Source organism: Protofrankia coriariae, from assembly GCF_001017755.1.
GTDB classification, from domain to species: Bacteria; Actinomycetota; Actinomycetes; order Frankiales; family Frankiaceae; genus Protofrankia; species Protofrankia coriariae.
Genome location: NZ_JWIO01000010.1, coordinates 52,300 through 73,620, shown reverse-complemented (window position 1 = coordinate 73,620; position 21,321 = coordinate 52,300). Strand labels below are relative to the sequence as shown.

Genomic DNA, 21,321 nt, shown 5'->3' with positions numbered 1-21,321 from the left:
CCCGCCCGCCCGTCGGCCCGCCTGGCGGCGAGCCGACCTTTGCGTCGCTTGTGGTCATGCGCCTCCCCCTCGTCAGCGGTTGGGCCTGACACGCGCCGCGGGAACGATCCGGCGGCGCGCCTGAACAGGTCTGCTCTCCAAATTCCTGAGCCTCCGGCCGCACGAAGCAATAATGATCATGCAACCTTCACCCTCACGGTCCCCCCTGGTACCCCGGAGGCTGTGAAGACCTCCGGCGACGCGCGACAGGCACGACGCCGCCGCCGTCGGCCCTCCGGTGGCCCGGGGACCGAAGGCCTCCCGGATCGGCTCCCGGGACCCCGAGCGCGAAAAACCATGGCCGTGCCACCTCCGGCCGGCCATCCGATATGCGGCACGCCCTTTTTCAGCGCGTGCCCCACATGATTCCCCGATCCAACCGATATGACCCCGTTACCGCCTGTCCGGGTACTGTGCGGACCCTCACATCCACGAGGGACACCGCCATGCCGCGGGACGTGCCGCGAGCGCCCTCCCCCACCGGTGGCCACCACTGCCGCGACATGGTCGAACAGGAGGCCGCCGGCCATGACCGTGCCGCAGCCGGGCACGGCGTCCGTCTCCTCCGTCGCGCGATGCATCACCGGCGGTCCGGGCCGGCCTCCCCGTCGTCCCGAGTGCTTCTAACCGAAGATTCCCGCCAACCGCCGGTAGAGCGTAGGCGTCACCCCGTGGACCCGGGCGGCAAGCGACAACCAGCGCGGTACCCAGATCTCGGCCTGTCCCCGCCCGGTCGCGAGCAGCATGCGCTCGGCGACAAGGCGAGCCGGTTGCAGACGTGGCCACCTGCGCACGTACGGCGCTCCACGACGGCGGAAGAAAGCGGTGTCAACGACCCCTGGAAAACACAAAGTGACCGTAACACCACGACCGGCAACCTCGGAACGCAGGGCGTCGGCGAACCCGACCAGCGCGGCCTTGGTCGCCGAGTAGGCGACCTCACCACGTACCCCCAACGCTCCGGCGACGCTGCCGACCAGCAGGATGCGCCCGTGCCCACGCTCAAGCATGGCCGGGAGCACGGCGCGGACGAGCGCCATCGGCGAGAGCACGTTGACCGCCACGAGCTCGGCAAGGGCCTCGTGGGAAAGCTGGTCGAACGGGCCGGCCGAACCAAGACCGGCCGCGCACACCAGCAGATCGAGATCGCCGAGAAGATCCTCGCTGCGGGAGGCCACCGTGGCCTCGGCGCCCGGGACCGACAGGTCCACCGCGATCCGGTGACCGGACGTGGAGGCGGCAACCTCGTCGAGCGCGACACCATTGCGGCCGACCAGCAGGACCTTGCAGTTCATCTCGCCGAGCAGCAGCGCCGCCTCTCTACCAATTCCGCTGCTCGCGCCGGTGACAAGCGCTGTCCTGGGCGGCCATCCCCGGCTGCCCGCGAAGCGGGACTGCTCGGCGACGACGTGCAGGCGGCTGTCCGGAACCGTGGGACGGGCCGGTGTATACACAACAAAACCCTCCGGTCGCGCGGTGGTCGCCTCCTCCCGGGTGGGAGACGGTCGCGGTCAGGCCCTCGGAACCTGGGTGTCGCCAGCGCTGACGACAAACGGTCGGCCCCACGTACGGCCCAGCCCTATTTCATCGCCCCACGGCCGGAACGTCCATCGTCAGGTGGACGACACGGCCCCGAAAGCCTTGTCGGACCCATCACGGCAACGATGGATCCACACCGCAAGCACTACATGACATTCGGTCAACATTCACCCAAAATTTGATTGTCGACCGATGACACCCATCACATTCGGTACACGACATCGGAACACGGATTTTTCACTGCCGACATGCCGCGGCCCGTCATCAGGCCCCGATAGACCCCGATGTGACTAGAAGAATTCAATCATATCACCCGGACGTATCCCCGCATTGCTGAAGGTGCCGCCTGGCGCCTCCACCGCTTCCGTGTAAGCGGCCTCAGCTCGGTAGATCTCACAACTGTTCGGATTCTCTTCGCCACACGGCGTCATCTCCTGGATCGTCACCACCCGCCCGTACCGGGAGAACACGATCGAGAGCGGGATCAGGGTCCGATACATATAAAAACCGTCCGTCGACTCTCTGCCGAAGACGAACAACATGCCGGTTCCGGACGGCAGCGACGTGCGGTCCATGAGCCCACGCCTACGGGCGGCCGGCGTCTCGGCAACCTCGACCGTGAGGGTCACCGCCCCCACCCGCACCCGACGGGTCGCCGGGCCCGCTCCGGCCCGCGCCAGGCCGTCGGCAGCGGGGTCACCGGTGGTCACCGCGGGTTCGGTGGCCGGCCCCCCCGCCGACGGCGGCGACCGGACCGGAGCGGTCGACAGCCGCGGCGCGCACAGCCAGACAGCACCCCCGACAGCGATCGCCAGAGTCACCACCGAAAACACGTAACGTGATCGGAGCATTATCAACAGGATACCCAACCACCTCACGACTACTACTCAAAGTCAACAAATGCTGACCAGGAGCAGCATTGCGCTCTTTCTTCACACCGCCAGCGGCCCAGCCCCGGGTATCCCCGGTATCCCCGGTATCCCCGGTGAGACAGGTATCCCCGGTGGGAAGACAGGTATCCCCGGTGGGAACAGACGGGAGACAGCCAAGGACGGTCCGGACGGGACGTTGCCGGCGTCGAGCCGAGCCGAGGGCCTATCCGGTGGGCCCGAGAGCGTCGAGAGCGGCCTCGACGACCTCACGCCGGACGTCCTCCGGAACGAGCGGCTGATCGACACCGATCTCCCCCGGGCCGCCGCGGGCGGCGTCGACGCCCACGGCGGCCAGCGTCCGCCGCTCCAGCGCGGTGCCGAGGATGCCCGCCTGCACACAGCCGACCGCGCAGCGGGCCCGCAGGATACGTGACGGAGTGGGTTCTGGCCCGGCCAGGGCGATCACGATGGCGTCCCGGTGCGAGGCGAGGTCCCCCTTGCCGACCTGTCGGTGGATCACCGACGGGTCGTCGACAAAGGCGGACAGCACCGCGCCCGGACCGGCCATCGCCTCGACCAGACCCTCGATAATCGACCGAGCCGACACCGGTGGATCAACGCGCGAGAGATCGCTCACATGGCCGAACGCCTCCACGAACGGCTGCACCGCTGCGTCCAGAATCATGTCCTTGGACGCGAAGTGGTAGTAGAGAGCGGCTTTCGTCATACCAAGGCGCTGTGCAATGTCACGGATTGACGTCCCTGCGTAACCTCGTTCGTTGAACAGCTGGACGGCGACGGCAAGGATCCGGTCACGCGTATCCGCAGCGTGAGAACGCGGCGCACGACCGGGCATCGTCGCCATGCACCCCTCTCAGCAGGAGGTCCGGAGCGGAAACCTGTAGCCATCCTGACAATATCCTCTCCTACTGACCGATCGGTAGACTACCCCGATCGACCGATCGTCCAGAACGCCCGGGGATACCGGCGTTCTGGGCTGACACTGACCCGTCCATCGGCCCAGACCCGGGGGGAAACCCGTGGCATCGCTCGCGCGTTGGTGCTTCCGTCACCGCTGGATCGTCCTGCTGCTGTGGTTCGCGGCCCTGCTTGGCTTCGGGACGGCCGCATATGCTGCCGGCACGGACTACAAGAACAACTTCTCACTTCCCGGAACCGAGTCCCAGCAGGCGATCGACCTGCTCGAACGGGAGTTCCCCGCCGCCGCCGGCGAGACCGCGAGCATCGTGCTGCACGCCCGCACGGGCACCCTCTACAACCCGCTGCTCGAAGCCGACGTCGTCCCCGTGCTCGAGCGGGTCGCACGCCTGCCACACGTGGTCGCCGTGATCAGCCCGTACGACCCGGCGGGCGCCGGCCAGTTNNNCCCGGCGGGCGCCGGCCAGTTCACCCGGGACGGCCGGACCGCCTTCGCCACGGTCGCACTGGACGACCAGGCCGTCGACATCCCCCGCTCCGACCTCAAAGCGATCATCGATACCGCCCGCGCGGCCGACAGCGGGCCGCTGCAGGTCGAGGTGAGCGGGACCGCGGTCGCCATCGTCGAACAGCCGCAGCAGAACACCAGCGAGCTGCTCGGGGTGGTGGCCGCCGCGATCATCCTGTTCATCGCCTTCGGAACCCTGCTGGCGATGACGCTGCCCCTGGTCGCCGCGGTCATCGCGCTCGGCGTCGGGATGGCCGGCATCGGCCTGGTGTCCCACGTGATGTCCGTCGCCCAGTTCGGGCCGACGCTGGCGACCCTCATCGGCCTGGGCGTGGGTATCGACTACGCGCTGTTCATCGTCAACCGGCACCGTATCGGCCTGCGGGCGGGCAAGACCCCCGAGGAGGCGGCCGTCACCGCCATCAACACCTCCGGGCGGGCCGTCCTGTTCGCCGGGCTCACCGTCTGCATCGCGCTGCTGGGCATGTACGCGCTCGGGGTCACCTTCCTCTACGGTGTCGCGGTCTCCGCGGCCCTTGCCGTCTCGCTGACCATGGCCACCGCGGTCACGCTGCTCCCGGCGCTGCTGAGCTTCTACGGGATGAAGGTGCTCGGCCGGGCCGAGCGGGTGAAGCTCGCACACATGGGCCCCGAACCCGAACACCCGTCCGGTTTCTGGTGGCGGTCGTCCCGCCGGATCGAACGGCGCCCGGTGCTCTACGCCGTGCTGTCGGCCACCCTGATCATGATCACCGCGCTGCCGTTCTTCTCGCTGCGGCTCGGCACGGCCGACGAGGGCAACGGCTCGCAGTCCAAGACGTCCCGGCGCGCCTACGATCTTCTGGTCAGCGGGTTCGGGCCCGGGTTCAACGGGCCGTTCAGCCTCGTCACGAAGATCCACTCCCCCGCCGACTTCACGGCCCTGGAGACGGTGGTCACCGAACTGCGTGCCGAGCCGGGGGTCGCCGTCGTCTCACCGCCACAGCCGAGCCCGAGCGGACAGGCCGCGATCGTGGCGCTGTACCCGAGCACAAGCCCGCAGGACGCCAGGACCGCCGCGCTGCTCAAGCGGCTACGTGGGACGACCATCCCGCAGGTGACCGCGGGCACCGCCCTGGACATCAAGATCGGCGGCGTGACCGCGACCTACCAGGACTTTTCCGACGTCCTGACCAGCAAGCTCCCGCTGTTCATGGGGGTGGTCGTGGCGCTGGCCTTCCTGCTGCTGATGGCGGTGTTCCGCAGTGTCGTCGTACCGCTGACGGCGTCGGTGATGAACCTGCTGGCGGTCGGCTCGGCGTTCGGGGTGATCGTCGCGATCTTCCAGTGGGGATGGCTCGCGGGCCTCATCGGGGTCAAGGGCGGCCCGATCGAACCCTTCCTGCCCGTGATGCTCTTCGCCATCCTCTTCGGGCTGTCCATGGACTACGAGGTGTTCCTGGTCAGCCGGATCCACGAGGAGTGGCTCGTGCGCCGGGACAACCGGATCGCGGTCTCCCTCGGTCAGGCCGAGACCGGCCGCGTGATCACCGCCGCTGGCGCGATCATGACGCTGGTCTTCGCGTCCTTCATCCTCGGGGCCGACCGGGTGATCAAACTGTTCGGCCTCGGGCTCGCGGTGGCCGTCCTCATCGACGCGTTCATCGTCCGGGCGCTGCTGGTACCCGCGCTCATGCACCTGTTCGGGAAGGCGAACTGGTGGCTGCCGTCCTGGCTGGACCGGATACTGCCGAGGGTCTCGGTGGAGTCGGCCGAGGAGATCGAGGAGATCCGTAACACCCCCGTGCCCGCCGAGGTCATCACGCCCGCGGACGAGGAGGACAGCCCCCGCGACCAGGCGAGCGCGTCCACGCACACCCCACCGACCCGCCGGGCCGACAACCACGCATAGCCCGCCGGTCCACCGGTCCACCGATTGCGCACAGCCCGCCGGCTCGGCGGGCTGGCGGACCGGGCACAGCTCGCCAGGTCGGCGCGGCAATCCGTGACAACCAATCCGCGACGATCAATCCGTGACAACATAGAACTGAAAGCAATCAGACGCGGCAACTGACACGGGGCCGGTCTGTACACCCACCATCCGCAGTTATTACGCTGCGGAGTCATGAAGAAGCAGAAGGTTGCCAAAGGGCGAGAGTTCCCGCTCGTGACGGCGGCCGTGATCGCCGCCGGATCCAAGCCGCCCTCAGGGCCGCGGCTGTCGCCCGGGCCGGAGCCGCGTCGACGGTGACCACGCCTCCGACCCGGGCCACGGACGCGGAGCAGCCTTCGCCGCTGGAGCGGGCCCGGCGGCGGCTGGGCAGAGCGCGGCTGCCGCTGCTCGGCATAGCCGCGTTCATACTGCTCCTGGCGCTGGCGATGTCGTGGACAGCGGTACGTGGCCTACTCGCGCGATCGCATCTGCGGACCGTCCAGAACGAGATCACCGCGCTGGACCAGGCGCTGCGGGCCGGCGACAAACTGTCCGGCGCCGCGCTGCGCGCCCGGGTGAACACGATCGGCACGGAGACCGCGGCCGCCCGGAAACTGACCGGTGACCCGCTGTGGGCGCTGGCCGTCCATGTCCCGACGATCGGCTGCCCCGCCCGGTCCGTCCGCTCCATGGTGACCGCGCTGGACCAGTTGCTCCAGGACTCGCGCCCCCTGCTGGACCCCACGGGATCCGTCCTCGACCTGGACACCCTGCGCACCGGCACCACCATCGACACCGACCGGATCGCGGCCGCCCGCCCGGCCGCCGCGTCCACGCACGCCGCGATCAGCCAGTTCCACCGGCGGCTCGCGGCGACGCCGAGTTGCGGGGCGATCGGAGCCCGCCTCGGGCTCGCCGACGCCCGCGAGGCCGGTCTGCGCCACGCCGAACGGCTCGAGCGCGCCGCCGCGACGCTGGAGCTGGTGACCCGGCTGGTGCCGCCGATGATGGGTGCTGACGGGCCGCGCCGCTACCTGCTGGTCGTCCAGAACCCGGCCGAGTCCCGGGCCACCGGGGGCATCATCGGGGCCTTCGGCCTGCTGACCGCCGTCGACGGCAGGCTTGGGCTCACCGGCATCTCCGGCAACGGCTACCTGCCCGGTGGGCCGACCCAGCGGGTGCCGGCCATGGCGCTCCCGCCCGAGCTCGAGGACATGTACGCGGACGCGCAGCCGACCCAGGTCTGGGCCAACGCCAACCTCACCCCGCACTACCCGACCGTCGGCAGCTTCTACACGGCGCTCTACCAGGCGGGCACGGGTGTGCGCGTCGACGGGACGATCAGCGTCGATCCGACAACGCTGTCCTACCTGCTTGCCGCGACAAAGCCAGCGGTTCTGCCGGGTGGGCGGAGCATTTCGGCCGGCTCGCTCGTCGAGCTCGTGGAGTCACGGGCGTACGCCGAGATCGGCGACGTCTGGCAGCGGGACGCCTTCTTCGCCTCCGTGGGGCGGGCCGTCTACGACGCGGTCGCGTCCGGCGCGGGAAACACCTCGGCGCTGCTGTCCGCGCTGGGGCGGGCCGCCGCCGAGGGGCGCCTGCTGGTATCCAGCAACCATCCGGCGGAACAGGAAATCCTTGAGACGACCGCGCTGGGCGGTGCGCTCCCCGACGGCGACGGCCCCTATCTCGCGGTGGTGACGCAGAATGCCGCGGCCAGCAAACTCGACTACTGGCTGCGGCGCAGCACCGACTACCGCAGTGTCCGTCGTCCCGACGGCTCCGCGGACGTGACGATCACGATACGGCTCACAAACGCGGCCCCGGCCGGCCTGAGCGCCTACGTCCGCAACCGGAGCGACCAGCCTGTTCCTGGCCAGCCTGGCGCCGGCGGGCAGGGTGCGCCTCCAGCCGGCAATCCGGACGCGCAGAACCTGCTGTCGCTGGCGGTGTACACCGGCGTGGGCAGCGGGCTACAGGCGGCCACCCTGGACGGGCTGCCCGTTCACCTGCACCGCGACGCCGAGCGGGGCCATCCGGTGCTTTCGACGCCCCTCCCGCTCGACCGTGGGCAGACCCGCACGCTGGTGTTGCGGATCTGGGAACCGGTGGCCAGAGCGACCCTGCTCCTGCGGCCGCAACCGCTGGCCGTTCCTGAAACCGTCACCACATCAGGTATACGTTCTGTCTCCCCCTGGTCACGGAATCCTGAATGACACGCCCAGCAGCGTAGACACGGAAAGTAACGATCTATAAGCTGACAGTGTTCATGTTCAGGCTGCTTATACCAGCAGGCCCGACAGTGGGAGTACATCCATGAGATTTCGTCGATTGGGAGCGGCCCTGCTCGCCGCCGGCTGTCTGCTGGCGCTCGGCGTGACATCGGCATCCCCAGCCGTCGCCCAGTCCTATCCACCCCCCTTCCGGTGCACCGGCTTCCTGGACAGAGGCACGGTGACACCAAGCCCGGTCGTGACCAACGCGTCCTTCACCTTCAGTGGATGTGGTTACACGCCCGGCTCGACCGTCCAGCTCTACAGCAACTTCCAGTACTACGGGAGCACGACTGCGGACGGTAGCGGCCTCTTCCAGGCCACGCTGACGGCCCCGCCCACGCGTGGTGTGCTCAGGCTCACCGCCGTCGGCCAGGCCCCCGGTGGACAGCTGCGGGTCACCGTTGCGATCGTCCGGGTCCGCGCCGGCTGACAACGGCTGCTCGGCCCGTGACCGGAGCGTCGGCCCAGGCCGTGTCCGATGGAGAGTGGTTGCCCGGACGTAGTCCGCGTGACCGAAGATTCATCGGACGCGGCCCAGGGCGATAAGCCGATCGCGGGCCGAGCCCCCTGCCGTCCCCCTAATGCCGTCCCCCATGTCGTCCCTCTACGTAATCCCCCACGTCACCTGCCCCTGACAGCACCTGCCCCTGACGACACCGCGGCAGGAGGAGTACCTCCATGAACTTCCGGGTAATTGCCGTCACCCTGCTGCTCGGCGGCGGCCTGGCTCTCAGCGCGACGCTGGGATCGCCGGCCACCGCCCAGCAGCTGCAGGAACAGCTTCCCGACTGCGCCGGCCCGGTCAGCTTCGCTTCGGTTGATCCCGAACGGGTCCTGGCGGGCGGGTCGGTGCTCTTCAGCAGCTGCGGCTTCGCGCCGGGCAGCACAGTCACCATCGACGACAACGGCGCGCGCACCCGGACCGTGACCGCGGACAACGCGGGCAACTTCGCGATCCGGCTGACCCTGCCCACCCAGGGGGACCATTATCTGACCGCCACCGGAACGCCGAAGGACGCGGTCGACGCGGCGTCGTATGCCGGGCCGGCCGACGGCGGCATCGGGGCGCAACCGACCGACACCGAGGAGCGCAAGGCCGTCGGCATGGTCTGGGTGGACGCCTCCGGTGCCGCAGCCAGCGCCGACGACGCGGACACAGCCGGGGAGGCCGGCGGGGACGCGGACGGCGCCCTTCCGGTTTCCGGTACCCAGGCCGGTGTGCTCGCGGCGGCCGCAGCGGCCCTGATCGGTGGCGGCGTGTTCTTCCGCTCGCTGCGCCGCCGAGCCCGGGACGGGGACACGCCGTCACCGACGGCCCAAGCCGTCGCCGGCGGGCCNAAGCCGTCGCCGGCGGGCCGCCTCCGACGGATCCGCGGTCGCCCGGGCCACGCCCGGACGACCGCCACCGTCCACCAGGCACGGCATAGGCGGTGCCTGACGCTCCAGGCCGTTCCTGACGGATGTTCGGTCGCGCGGGCCACGCCCGGGCGACCGAACGTCGACCAGCAGTCGACCAATATCCGTCAGGGACGGCCTAACCCTGTCGTCCGGAGCCGTCCGGGCTCAGTAACTCAAGGTCGTCCACGGTCACGAGAGCAGCGGCGATCACCCATTCACCGAGCCGGACGATGTAGTCGGGCAACCGGCGCGACGCCGGTCCCGGCTCGTCCCGCAGCAATCCGGGTATCCCCTGCCCGGCAAGGTTGCTACGAACGGTGGCAAGCCGCGAGCGGACATAGTTGTCGTCGCGGTTGACCCGCCGGGCGATCTCCCGGTAGGTGGCGAACGGCGCGTGGTTGTCGCCGGTGCGCAGCCGCGGTTCGCAAAGAGCCACCAGCAGCAGACGTTCGGTCTGGGTGAGGCGGACGGAGATCTGCATCGTGTCCTGATCGCGGTGCACCTGCTGCCGGCGATGGTGGACGACGTCGATCTGGTGGCGCTCGCCGTCCGTGCCGACGGCGACGATGTGGAATTCGGCCAGCCCCGCGGACAGCGCCGTGCCCGGTGACACGATGTGATGAGTGTCGCCGCTGGCGGTCAGCAGGAGCAGGGGATGCCGACCGGTGTTGCTGATGACGATCGCGCCTTCGCTCTCGGCCAGCGTCCCGGCCCGGCGGGAGACAAGCAGATCCTGTGGATCGGCCCCGAACGGGATGTCACAGCCGGCCCGGCCGAAGGTCAGCCGCCGACCCGCTCCGAGATTCCATCTCCGTCCGCCCGCGACGATCCTCGCGACGACCGCCGGTGTTGCCGCGTCCGGTATCCCTCGTGGGACCATGCGTCTTCGCCGCCCCTTTCATGCCGACCCGACGAGCCTAGCTACGAAAAGACCCGCTGGCTGTCATGTCCGAATCACCGTCCGGACCGCCTTCTTCCGGTGGCTGGTCCGGACAGCTCACCGGGACGCCCCGCCCCGCTCGACAGCGATCCCGAGGACGCTCCCGGGGCCCCGGGCCGCCCGGACCTCAAGGGGAGCACCCCTGCTCCGGTGCGGGGGCGCTCTGTTCGGGTGCCCGCGGGCCCGGCAGGATCTGTTCTGCGCCCACCGGCAGGCACCGCAAGGATGCCGGGGCGTACCTCGGCTGGGGGGCCGAGGTGGGGGGCAGTACCGGGGGAGAAGAGATAGCCCGANGGCGGAGGGGGTCGCCAGCCCGCCGGTCCCCGGCGTCCCGCTGCCTTCCGTGCTGCCGCCGGGCGATCCAGGATCGATGTTTTTGTGGCCTGTGTCATAGTGCTACCAGTCCTTTGACCCCGATCCGGTCCCGGCCAGATCCTGGCCTGTCATCAGCCTCCCGCGCCTGTCTGTCACCAGGCCGACAAGCGTCCTGTCGTGGCGACAATCAATCACAGATCGTCCCCGCGACCAGGCATGTCACACGCGTGAACATATCCGCACACAGCATGCGACCTCAGATGACGGGGTACCACCAACCCAGCCGGGAGTCCCCGGCCTCCCATACGCCCGGGGACTCCCGGCGGCACGGGCCACCTCACGTGGTGGCGCCACCAGGTGGTCGCGCAGATGCGAGCGCGCAGCGAGAACGCGGGCGCGCAGAAGGGAGTCGCATGACCACGGCACAAGAGATCATGCATCGAGACGCCGAGTGCATCGGTGAGAGCGAGACCCTCGTCGACGCCGCCCGCAGGATGCGGGATCTCGGTGTCGGTGCCCTGCCGATCTGTGGCGACGACAACAGGCTGCAGGGCATCATCACCGACCGCGACATTGTGATCAGATGTCTCGCCGAGGGAAGGGACCCCGCGACGACCCGGGCCAGGGAACTCGGCCAGGGCAGGCCGTTCTACATCGACGCGGACGCGAACGTCGACGAGGTCCTGCAACAGATGATGGAGCACCGGATCAAAAGGCTGCCTGTCATCGACAACAACCAGCTGGTAGGAATGATCAGCGAATCGGACCTCGCGAGGAATCTGCCCGAGGAGAAGCTGGGCCAGTTGGTGGAGGCCATCAAGTCAGGCCCCAGCGACCGCCCCGCCTGAGAAACCATCCGTGCCGTTCGGATACACGGCACTCGGGTACGTGGTATTCGGGTAGATGGTATTCGGGTAGATGGTATGCGGGTAGGTGGAAGGCGCCACCACGACGACGCTTTCCACCTACCGCTTCGACCTGCAACCGCTGGTTGTAGGTGAGAACTGCTGCCGTGACGGCGTTTTCCACCGACAGGCACGGAACGCTTAGGTGGAAAACGCTGCCATGGCGGCTTGTTTCACCTACCGCTCTGGTTGGGTTATCCCGGCGGCGCGGATCGCCCGCAGGTTGTCCTCGTGGAACAGTGCGTAGGCGGAGATCTCGTCGGTCAGCACGTCGATGTCCAGATCCCCCGGTTCGGCATGCGCAAGCTGTTCCAGGTCGACGACGGCGCGGTAGACAAAGGTCGCGTTCCCCTCCAGCCGAGGAGTCAGGACGCCGTCCGCGGCGGGCGTGAGAAAGGACCTCGCGCATCCGCCCGGGTTGCGGACCAGCAGCGGCTCGTCCGCCGGGGCGTGGCCGAGCCGCGAGTACACCGCACGGGACGCGACCACGCCGGAGCCGCAGGACGGCGTCAGCCCGGCGCCGCGCTCGAAGGTACGAACGAATATCTCCCCCGGTGTGGTGAGCGGCCGGACAAACGACACGTTGGCGCCCGCCGGGAGAACCACCGGCAGGCCTGCCGCCGCGCCGCCCACCGCGACCAGCTCGTTCTCGTCGTAGTCGTCGACGACCGCGACCAGGTGCGAATTGGGAACGGCGACCCCGGTGAAACGCAGCGCCGGATGCAGCGTCGGGATGACCGTGTCGACGTGCTCGGCGCCCGTGGTCACGACAGGGACGTCAGCCGCGCGGAACGTCACCGGGGGAAGCTCGACGGCCACGCTCCACACCCCGGCGGCCACCTGCGGGATCCGCTCGACCCGGAACCGCCCGCCACCTGTCGAGACGTCCAGCGCGTCGACTCCCCGGCGTTCGAGGACAAGTCGGCCGACGCACCGCAGGCCGTTGCCGCACAGTTTGGCCGACGACCCGTCCGGATTGAAGAAGAACGCCTCCGGTACCGCCCGTGAATCATCGACGAAATACAGGCCGTCACCGCCCAGCGGGCCCTGCCGGTCACAGACGAGCCGGACGAAATCCGCCACCTCGGCCGGTGTCGAGAAAATCCGCTCGGGTCGGCCGTCCACAATGAATATGTCGTTGCTGGAACCGTGTGCCTTCAACAGCTCGAATTTCATGCGAACCCTCCCGGCCGGCGTCCACGGACACTATATGTCCCCGGGCCGGACCGGACGCGGCCGCCGGTCGCGGAATCATCATCGCCGGGCGGCCGGAGCATTCCACCCGGGCGGCCGGCCGGAGCCGGAGCGCCGGGCGCCCGAAGTGCGGCCGGGGCCGCCTCTCGAGGCCCCCGGAAAGACAGGGCCACGGCCGCTCGATCTTTCCTGGGCGCCCGGCAAGGCCACCGCCGGCAGTTGGGAAGGCGGGGCAGCGCCCGCACCGGACGCCGCTTCCCGTGCACGTTCTACTGTCAATGGGTGACATCGATGCGGACAACCGGGGAAACACTGGCCGCGACCCTTGCGGCGGAGCTGCCGGACGGTGCCGTGGTGACCGACCCGGATCTGCTCGTCCCCTACCGTCACGACCAGGCCAGCGGGACGGAGGCCGGACAGCCGGCCGTCGCCGTCTTCCCCCGCGGCACCGAGCAGGTCCAGGCGGTGATGCGCGTCGCGCACGGCCGGGGCGTGCCGGTGGTCCCCCGCGGCGCGGGCTCGGGGCTGTCCGGCGGGGCCAACGCGATCGACGGGTGCGTGCTGCTGTGCCTGGAGCGGATGGACGCCATCCGCGACATCCGTCCCGCCGACGGGTACGCGGTCGTCGAACCCGGGGTGATCAACCAGCGGTTACGCGAGGCCGCCGCCGCCCACGGCCTGTGGTACGCGCCGGATCCGGCGTCCCGGGACTGGTGCACCATCGGTGGCAACATCGCGACCAACGCCGGTGGCCTGTGCTGTGTGAAGTACGGCAGCACCCGGGACTCCGTGCTCGGCCTCGAGGTGGTGCTGGCCGACGGGCGGGTCACCCGGGTCGGGCGCCGGGCCCTCAAGGGGGTGGCCGGCTACGACCTGGTCAGCCTGTTCGTCGGTAGCGAGGGCACCCTCGGCGTGATCACCGAGGCCCGGCTGCGGCTGCGTCCGCTGCCCGCCGCGCCGACCACCACGGTCGCGGTGTTCCCCGACCTGGCCAGCGCCGGCCGGGCGGTTGAAAAGATCATGAATGTCGCCACGCCGTCCCTGCTGGAGCTGATGGACGCGACGACGCTCGCCGCGGTCGAACGATTCCAGCCCATGGGCCTGGACGCCTCCGCCGCCGCGCTGCTCCTCGCCCAGAGCGACCTGCCGGGGCAGGCCGGCACGGCCGAGGCCGAGGCCGTCGCCAGCGTCTGCGAAGCCGCTGGCGCTACCGAGAGTTACCGTTCGGAGGACGCGGCGCAGGCCGACATGCTGCTGGCCGCCCGCCGGCTCGCCTTCCCCGCGCTGGAACACCTCGGCGCGTGGCTGCTCGACGACATCGCCGTACCGCGCTCACGCATCGTCGAGACGATCAGTGGCGTCGAACGCATCGCCGCGACCAGGGACGTCGTGATCGGCACCTTCGGCCATGCCGGGGACGGCAACCTGCATCCGATGATCGTGTATCCGCGTGACGATCCGGACGCTGAACGGCGCGCGCTCGCCGCGTTCGACGACCTGCTCGGCCTCGCGCTGCGGGTCGGTGGGACGGTCAGCGGCGAACACGGTGTCGGTGTGCTCAAGCGCCGCGGCCTGGCCGACGAACTGGACCCGGTGGCGCGGTCGCTGCACACCTCGATCAAACAGGCGCTCGACCCGACCGGCATCCTCAACCCCGGTAAGGCCCTGCCGCTGCGCCCGTGAGGCCCGCGATTTCCCGGGCTTCCCGGCTTCCCGGCTTCCGCGCGTCAGCGCTGAACAACCGGCGCGCCCGGGCTCGAACACCTCAGGCGCGCCGGCCGGCTCATCCCCGCCCACCCGTACGGAGCATGATCCAGACGAGTTTGTCGTTCGGTACGCTTTTCGGCCCCGTCGGCGTACACGACGACAAACTCGCGGCGATCTTCCTGGCTAGGCTGCCGCGCGGGCGGCCACTGCCTTCTCCGCGGCATCGCGAGACTGCTCGGCGAGTGGGATGAGGTCGGCCAGGGCCGGGTTGACCGCGGCCAGCGTCAACTCGACGTGGATGAAGTTGATGTCGGTCGCGCCGAGCGCGGTGAGCACGTGACGCAGGTAGGGCTCCTGGTGGTCGTTGCCCTCCTGGGGGGTGCCCGGGCCGTACGCCCCGCCACGGGCGGTGATGACCGTGACCGGCTTGCCGTCCAGCACGCTGGGCCCGCCCGACAGGCTGACGGTCCGGTCGACGACGATGACGGCGTCGATCCACGCCTTGAGCGTCGACGTGATCGACCAGTTGTACATCGGGACGGACAGCAGCAGAGCGTCCGCCGCCTCAAGCTCGGCGATGAGTTCCTCACGCTCGGCCCAGGCCGCGGCCTGCTCCGGCGACCGCGCGTCCGCCGGGGTCACCGAGGCGCTGACACCGTCCCAGCCGAGGTGCGAGGGCGGGTTGGCTGCGAGGTCACGGTAGGTCACAGTGCCGCCAGGGTGGTTCTCGGTCCAGGCGGTGGCGAAGCGGCCGGCGAAAGCCCGGGACTCCGAGGTCGGACTGACGCTTGAGTCGATGTGCAGGAGTGTGGACATGTGATCCCCTTGATCGGGCCGACAGTCGAGCCAACAGATGCGCGATAAAACGGTGTGCAGTCACGATCGTCTGTGACTACACGTATCTCTGATGGAGAATATCTCAGATCGCAAGCAGTAGAATGGGGGGGTGGAGCACTCGGACGCGCGGGAGGCGTCAAGGGAGACGTCGAAGGCGACGTCGGGATCGCGGACGGGCACAGCCTCGGCCACCGAGCTGCCGGAAGAAGTCCACGAAGACCTTGGCTGGCTGCTGACCCAGGTCCTGAACGGCTTCCTGGATGCCGCACAGGAAGCCGTCGGAGACTTCCCCGGGGGCCTTCGCGGCCTGCATGTACTTTCCGCAACCGCGAATGGCTGTTCCCGTAATCAACTGGAGGTCGCCCGCCGCCTCGGCATCGACCGATCGGTCATGGTGCGGCTCATCGACGACCTCGAACGCGGTGACCTGGTCAAGCGATGTCCCGACCCGGCCGACCGACGGGCCAGGCTCATCCGGCCGACCGACACCGGACTGCGCCAGCACGAGGAGATGACAGCGCGTCTGGACGTGGCCAAACAACACGTCCTCGCCCCGTTGAGCATCGACGAGCAGGAGTCCCTCACCGCCATGTTGCGGCGCGTGGTCATCGGCCTGCTCGCGGCCGGCCAGTCTCCGGAACCCTGCCTGAAAGAGGCCGAGACAGACCAGGAGCGGAGCCGGCGCCCCGCCTGAAGCGGGTTCGGCTCCGAAAGGCCGCGGCCGGGACGCCGCGAACCGTCCGCTATCCGTGCGTCGACGCGGTGATCCGGGCGAGTTTGCGGCCGACCTTGAGGTAGTAGTCGCCGGGCCGCTCGCCGAGCTTGTCCTTGACCAGGGCCGCGAGGGGCTCACGGGCCTCGTCCGCGGTGAGCGTGATCTGCTCCTGGCCGCCCTCGGCCTCGACGACGAGGCGCAGCCCGTTCTGCTGGGCGACGCGGCGGACGTCACCGTTGCTCCTGGCGAAGCCCAGCGCCTTCACCGCATCGGTCACCGACTGCCCCAGGTCGGCGACCTCGGGCAGGTTCTCGACGTCACCGAAGGCGCGCCGGGAGAAACGGGCGACGAACTCCTCCCGCGCCTTCATCGCGGCATCGACGCCGTGGACGGCAGCGGTGACCTCGCCCGCGAGGATCTTCTTGAGGTCCATCGGATGCAGCGACCCGGCGGCCAGCCGCTCCTCGGCGACGGCCAGCTCGGAGTCGAGCCACTCGCTCAGCGCCTGGAAGTAGGGCGTCACGAGCCGGTCCGGCACGGACATGATCTTCCCGAAGATCTCGCCGGCCGGCGCCGTCAACGGCACGTAGTTGCCCCTGGACTTGCTCATCTTGGCCCCGGTGCCGTCGGTGCCCTCGATCAGCGAGGTGGCGACCACCAGCTCGGGCACCTGCCCGCGGATGTGCATCACGTGCCGGCACATCTGCATGTTGAGGAACTGGTCGATGCCGCCGACCTCCAGGTCGGTGTTGATCTCCACCGAGTCCAGCGCCATGACCACGCTGTAGAGCACCTCGGCCAGGGAGAGCCCCTGCCCGGCGTCGAGCCGCTTGCGGAAGTCCTCACGCTGCAACGACATCGAGACGGGGATCTGCGCGGCGATCTCGATCAGCTGCGGCAGTTTGACCTCCCGCAGCCAGTCGCCGTTGCGGCGGAACCGGGCGCGGGTGAAGTCGAAGAACGGGGCGACCTGCTCACGGTAGGTGGCGAGGTTGCGGGCGATGTCCTCGTCGGTCAGCGCGGGACGCTCGTCGGAACGGCCGCTGGGATCACCGATCTTGGCGGTCACGTCACCGACGATGAACACCACCTGGTGCCCCATCCGCTGGAAGCGGCTGAGGATGAGCATCGGCACCGCGTGGCCCAGGTGGACCTCGTGACCGGTCGGGTCGATGCCGAACTTGGCGATGAACGGCCTGTCCTTCTTCGCCGCCTCCACGATCCGTTCGGCCAGGGCGTCCGCCGACGGCTGGAGCCGCTGGGAGCGCTGGGCGATGAGCGCGGCCTGCTCGGCCGGCGACAGGTCCGACAGGTCGGTGCCCCGGCGCTCGTTCGTCACCTCCAGCAGTTCGCGCACGACCGCGTCCGCGGTGAGGTTCGCGTTCGCGAGCAGAGCCGTGGCACGATCAACGGACGTGCTCAGTCGAGTCATCGAAGCTCTCCGGGACGTGGGGTGTGCCTGCCATCCTAACGGCGCCACGCCCGGATAATTCTTCCTGGATGAAGCCGAATTCAGTATATGATTTTTATCAATTAGACATATGATCATCATAAACTGAAGCAGTGGCACGCCAGTGCCCCGCTCGACCCCGCCCACGCCCGCCAGCCGCCATCCGCCCCGCAGCCGAACTCGGCAGCAGGCTCTGAAGCGACGGACTTCCGAGCTGCTTCAGGGCTCACTTCCGAGCCTGCCCCGCACCGCCCGCACGACACCGATCGCGTCTGGCTCCTGGTGTGGTCACCGCGGACAGGGCGGACAGGAGAGTACCGCCGAGTCAGCGTTCGGGCGTGGCCAAAATCTTGAACAGCATGGTGTTGGCGTTGGTCAGCGTCTGAGCGTCGACCCGGCGCAGGCATTCGCCCAGACCAGCCTTGGCCACAAACGTGACCAGGCCCATCACCGCCCACTGCCCCTCACCGAGGTCGACGCAGAACCCCTCGTCGGTGGCGTGCTCCACGACCAGGGCGACCAGCACGGTCGGTTCATCGACGATCTCGTTGTAGACCGTGGAGCTGATGACCAGCACCACCTGCGGCGCGGGGCCGGTGCCCGCGGTCCAGACCTCGCCGCGCCGCGGTGATCTCACTCGGTGGTGCCCGCGAGGTTGGGCAGCCCCGCCGTCGCGAGAGCCCGCTGGTTGGCTTCGCCGAAGGCGAGAGCGGCACGAGCCACCGCCGGATTGGCCTGCACCCAGGCTCCGTGCGCGGCGCAGCGCCGGCGCATGTCCTCAGCGTCGAGCACGCCCTCGACCCAGGCGTTCATCGAGGTGTGCTCGGCCTCGGCATACCGCCTGACCGCCTCGTACGCCTCGTCCGAGAGCCGAAGTGTGATCGTACGCGTCATGCCCGACATGCTAGCAAGATATGACAGCAATCCCTGCCGGCAACGCCGAACACGCCGTCGCACCGAGACAGCCCGGCCAGGTCACCGCCGTCTCGCCACCAGCGCCCCGCTCACACGCTGGTCGAACCAGCCAAGATCTCAGCCGGAACCCTCTGATCCGCGGCCGGGTGCGACAACCGGACGACGAGATCGCGGCAGCACCGCGGGAGCAGCACCCCGGGAAAGGGGTGAGGGTCACCCGGGTGGCTTCCGTCAGGTGGGCTGCGACCAGGCCTGGGCGAGCAGTTCGTAGGACCGGACCCGGTCGGTGTGATCGTGGTGATGAGCAGGCCGTCGACCACGCGGGGCCGGGATGCGGGCTGCCCGTCCGTCGCCGATGGCCCGACAGCCGGACTCGTGGCGGTATCGGCGGCTCCGCCGATGAATCTGCCCACGCTCGAACGGCCCAGCCCGAGATCGATGCGTCCGGGATGGATGTGCGCGATCGTTCCGAACTGTTCGGCGGTGACGACCGGCGTCTGGTAGGCCGTCTGCACCGCCCCCGACCCGACCCGGATCCGCTGGGTGGCGGCCGCGACCAGGGCGATCAGGACAGCGGGCGCGGCGGATACGACGCTCGGGGTCAGGTGGTGCTCGGCGAGCCAGTACCGGACATAGCCGAAACGCTCGACGTGCCGCGCAAGATCGAACACGTTGCGCAACGCGTCCCCGGCCGTCGAGCCCGAGGTGAGCGGCACGAGGTCGAGCACCGACAACGGGACGGGTTTTTCCGAAGGCATGTTGGCCAACGCCTTTCCAATCCACGGGCATTACTTTCCGTTATTACGATCATGCAATATGCACATACTCATCCGCGGAGCTTCTCCGGTTAAATTTACGTATCCACGGATCTTCTGATGCGTCACTTCCGCACATGCGGATGTCATGGTACTCTCTGCCCTGCGCGGTTCGTTCGGTCAATGAAAGCGGGACGGCTCCAACGGCGGGGCGGCCAGCAACTTTGATCCAGCCCCATTCCGGGAACCTCGCCCCGCCAGTGTCCCCGACCTTTTCGACCGGAGTCGTTTATCGGCCATGACTTCTTGATCTCCCGCGCCACCCGAAAAGGTGGCGAGAACCACCGCGCCCAACAGCAGGCACATCCACCCGCATCATCGGACAGACCCTTCTTCTGATCATTATCCGCGCTGTCCCAGGGCCCTGCCCCGGTGCCGGGAACAGCACGCCGCACCGGGAGTACCAGCTATTTCGTGGATGCACGACGCCATCACCACGAAACAGGCCGGTCACGGCCGGGGCATAGGCCCAGCACCTGACACCCGCGGCCGTGTGCGCAGCGACCGATGTTCACCTGGCATCCGCGGGCCCGGCGGTACCCGGCATACGAGCCTCCCGGCCCTGCCCGCCGGCGCCACGATTGCAAGCCGGGCCCACACCCACGGCTTTCCGGTGTTCACACAGGGAATTCACGCCGCATACCGGTGCCCGTTCCCCGGCGCGGGCACCGGTATGCCCGCCCATGGGCCGTCCACAAAACGAGAAAGCTGCCCGCCGCCCGCTGGCACCGTGGGACGGCCTGTTCAACACGCCGGCATCAGATGAGGAGTGATCATGGAAACAGGCCTGGTGGCGACCCCGTCCGACGCGCTCACACCGTCCGCGCGGGAGTTCTTTCTCCCCGAGCTGCCGCGTTCCCTCCCGTTCGCCTATCATCCGAAAGCCGCGCAGATCGAGTTCGCCTCCAACGGCTGGGTGCGGGCATACCTCGGCGAGTGTTTCGCCACCGAGGAGGACCTGCTGTTCTTCCTGCGCCAACGGAACGGGATCTACGGCCCGCTCACCGTGCCGGACGCCGACGAACAGCGGGCCGTCGACATCGCCGACTGGTACCAGTACGTGACGGTGATCGACAGCTTCGTCTCGGACCGGTCGGCCCTCGGCGCCGACGACACCGCGGCCAGAGAGATCTTCACCGGCGTCCTCGCCGACTTCCGCGGCGACGGCGACGGCGACGGCGACGGCAGCCGCGGCGGCGGCGGCCCGGCCGACAACTCCGCCTACGGCCGGGCGGCAAGGGACCTGTGGCGACGGATCAGCCCCGGCCTCAGCCCGGCCCAGATCTCCCGGTTCACCGCCGCGCTGGAGGCGTTCCTGCGCGGGTGCGCCACGGAGATCCACGCCAAGCTGACCGACAGCGTCCCGGACTACGAAAGCTGCCTGGCGGTACGGCTGGACAGTTTCGGCTGCGACTTCATCGAGCTGATGACGGAATACGGCGCGGCCGTGGACATGAGCGGCCTGCTGCCGCAGCTCGCCGAGGTCCACCTCCACTGCCGCCGGCAGATGATCATAATCAACGACCTGCTGTCCTGGCGGAAGGAACACGCGCAGGACGACAAGATGACCGTGGTGCGGGTCCTGATCGAACGGGACGGGCTCAGCCTCCAGGACGCCGTCAACCGGCTGTGCGAACTGGTCGCGCACCACGAGAAGGCGTATGTCGAGGCCCGCGACAAGCTGCTGTCCGGGCCGCTCGGCGAACGCGCGGACGTGCGTGCCTATCTCACCGCGGTGGACCATCTGATGGGCGGCAGCCAGGAATTCGAATACCTGACTCCACGCTATTTCGGCGACGGGTCGGTGTGGGACGGCTCGACCTCGGGATGGCTGGACCTCGACGCGCCCGTCACACGTTTCCGGCCGCAGCCCCGGCCCGTCGCCGGGACGGCCGGCGCACCGGCGGCTCCGACCGCGGCCGCGGCGACGCCGGCAGCGGTGGACGCCGGTGCGGCATCCGGCTGCCCCGTGCCGCGCGCGGCGGCGCCCGGTCGCCCCGTGCCGCACGCGGCGGCAGCCGGCTGCCCGGTGCCGCACGCGGCGG

18 protein-coding genes (1 of these 18 only partly in view) are annotated in these 21,321 nt (G+C 69.2%); 7 read left to right on the top strand and 11 right to left on the bottom strand.

Going from position 1 to position 21,321, the window contains the following annotated elements:
* The 4 genes from hpnC to FrCorBMG51_RS08660 all read right to left on the bottom strand — a co-directional run.
* Positions 1-58 carry the 5' portion of a squalene synthase HpnC gene (gene hpnC, locus FrCorBMG51_RS08675; protein ID WP_047222574.1) on the bottom strand. It extends 977 nt beyond the left edge of the window, so the window shows 58 of its 1,035 coding nt (coding positions 1-58); it begins with the start codon at positions 56-58; its stop codon lies beyond the left edge, outside the window.
* A 604-nt stretch (positions 59-662) separates the two neighbouring features.
* Entirely contained in the window at positions 663-1,493 is an 831-nt protein-coding gene (locus tag FrCorBMG51_RS08670) for an SDR family NAD(P)-dependent oxidoreductase (RefSeq protein WP_047222573.1), read from the bottom strand.
* Positions 1,494-1,868: 375 nt separating this feature from the next.
* Entirely contained in the window at positions 1,869-2,207 is a 339-nt protein-coding gene (locus FrCorBMG51_RS28080) for a DUF192 domain-containing protein (protein WP_157180437.1), read from the bottom strand.
* A 466-nt stretch (positions 2,208-2,673) separates the two neighbouring features.
* A complete protein-coding gene (locus tag FrCorBMG51_RS08660; RefSeq protein WP_086055338.1) occupies positions 2,674-3,306 on the bottom strand; it encodes a TetR/AcrR family transcriptional regulator in 633 nt (210 codons plus the stop codon).
* Between the two features lie 184 nt (positions 3,307-3,490).
* Here FrCorBMG51_RS08660 and FrCorBMG51_RS08655 point away from each other — a divergent pair, with 184 nt between their 5' ends.
* From FrCorBMG51_RS08655 to FrCorBMG51_RS08645, 3 genes are all read left to right on the top strand, one after another.
* A complete protein-coding gene (locus FrCorBMG51_RS08655) occupies positions 3,491-5,788 on the top strand; it encodes an MMPL family transporter (protein WP_047222572.1) in 2,298 nt (765 codons plus the stop codon).
* A 335-nt stretch (positions 5,789-6,123) separates the two neighbouring features.
* Positions 6,124-8,025, top strand: a complete 1,902-nt coding sequence (locus FrCorBMG51_RS08650; RefSeq protein ID WP_047222571.1) for a DUF4012 domain-containing protein — start codon at positions 6,124-6,126, stop codon at positions 8,023-8,025.
* A gap of 100 nt (positions 8,026-8,125) precedes the next feature.
* Positions 8,126-8,515 (top strand): hypothetical protein, encoded by a 390-nt coding sequence (locus FrCorBMG51_RS08645; RefSeq protein WP_139342364.1) that lies wholly within the window; start codon positions 8,126-8,128, stop codon positions 8,513-8,515.
* Positions 8,516-9,619: 1,104 nt separating this feature from the next.
* Here FrCorBMG51_RS08645 and FrCorBMG51_RS08635 read toward each other — a convergent pair.
* Positions 9,620-10,363 (bottom strand): hypothetical protein, encoded by a 744-nt coding sequence (locus FrCorBMG51_RS08635; protein ID WP_013872632.1) that lies wholly within the window; start codon positions 10,361-10,363, stop codon positions 9,620-9,622.
* Between the two features lie 788 nt (positions 10,364-11,151).
* Here FrCorBMG51_RS08635 and FrCorBMG51_RS08630 point away from each other — a divergent pair.
* On the top strand, positions 11,152-11,586 hold the full coding sequence (locus FrCorBMG51_RS08630) for a CBS domain-containing protein (RefSeq protein WP_013872631.1): 435 nt from the start codon (positions 11,152-11,154) through the stop codon (positions 11,584-11,586).
* Between the two features lie 234 nt (positions 11,587-11,820).
* On the opposite strand, the gene dapF is transcribed toward FrCorBMG51_RS08630, so the two are convergent.
* Complete coding sequence (gene dapF, locus FrCorBMG51_RS08625) at positions 11,821-12,819, bottom strand: diaminopimelate epimerase (RefSeq protein ID WP_052914489.1); 999 nt, start codon at positions 12,817-12,819, stop codon at positions 11,821-11,823.
* 309 nt (positions 12,820-13,128) lie between these two features.
* Between dapF and FrCorBMG51_RS08620 the strand changes: the two genes are divergently transcribed.
* Positions 13,129-14,520 (top strand): FAD-binding oxidoreductase, encoded by a 1,392-nt coding sequence (locus FrCorBMG51_RS08620; RefSeq protein ID WP_047222568.1) that lies wholly within the window; start codon positions 13,129-13,131, stop codon positions 14,518-14,520.
* A gap of 207 nt (positions 14,521-14,727) precedes the next feature.
* Here the strand turns inward: FrCorBMG51_RS08620 and FrCorBMG51_RS08615 are convergent, their stop codons facing one another.
* Complete coding sequence (locus FrCorBMG51_RS08615) at positions 14,728-15,360, bottom strand: FMN-dependent NADH-azoreductase (RefSeq protein ID WP_047222567.1); 633 nt, start codon at positions 15,358-15,360, stop codon at positions 14,728-14,730.
* 130 nt (positions 15,361-15,490) lie between these two features.
* On the opposite strand from FrCorBMG51_RS08615, the gene FrCorBMG51_RS08610 reads away from it, so the two are divergent.
* The gene (locus tag FrCorBMG51_RS08610; protein ID WP_052914488.1) at positions 15,491-16,075 is read left to right on the top strand and encodes a MarR family winged helix-turn-helix transcriptional regulator; all 585 of its coding nucleotides are present in this window, start codon (positions 15,491-15,493) and stop codon (positions 16,073-16,075) included.
* Positions 16,076-16,124: 49 nt separating this feature from the next.
* Here FrCorBMG51_RS08610 and tyrS read toward each other — a convergent pair whose 3' ends face one another.
* The 4 genes from tyrS to FrCorBMG51_RS33055 all read right to left on the bottom strand — a co-directional run bounded on the left by tyrS (position 16,125) and on the right by FrCorBMG51_RS33055 (position 19,219).
* Entirely contained in the window at positions 16,125-17,528 is a 1,404-nt protein-coding gene (gene tyrS, locus FrCorBMG51_RS08605; protein ID WP_047222566.1) for a tyrosine--tRNA ligase, read from the bottom strand.
* 343 nt (positions 17,529-17,871) lie between these two features.
* Positions 17,872-18,183, bottom strand: coding sequence for a MazF family transcriptional regulator (locus FrCorBMG51_RS08600; RefSeq protein ID WP_047222565.1), 312 nt, complete (start codon positions 18,181-18,183; stop codon positions 17,872-17,874).
* The gene (locus tag FrCorBMG51_RS08595; RefSeq protein WP_013872625.1) at positions 18,180-18,440 is read right to left on the bottom strand and encodes a pilus biosynthesis protein HicB; all 261 of its coding nucleotides are present in this window, start codon (positions 18,438-18,440) and stop codon (positions 18,180-18,182) included. Before FrCorBMG51_RS08595 ends, FrCorBMG51_RS08600 begins: the two co-directional genes overlap by 4 nt.
* A 110-nt stretch (positions 18,441-18,550) precedes the next feature.
* Complete coding sequence (locus FrCorBMG51_RS33055) at positions 18,551-19,219, bottom strand: LLM class flavin-dependent oxidoreductase (protein ID WP_086055333.1); 669 nt, start codon at positions 19,217-19,219, stop codon at positions 18,551-18,553.
* A gap of 832 nt (positions 19,220-20,051) precedes the next feature.
* Here FrCorBMG51_RS33055 and FrCorBMG51_RS28955 point away from each other — a divergent pair.
* On the top strand, positions 20,052-21,321 hold a 1,270-nt coding region (locus FrCorBMG51_RS28955), incomplete at its 3' end, for a terpene synthase family protein (protein WP_162233190.1).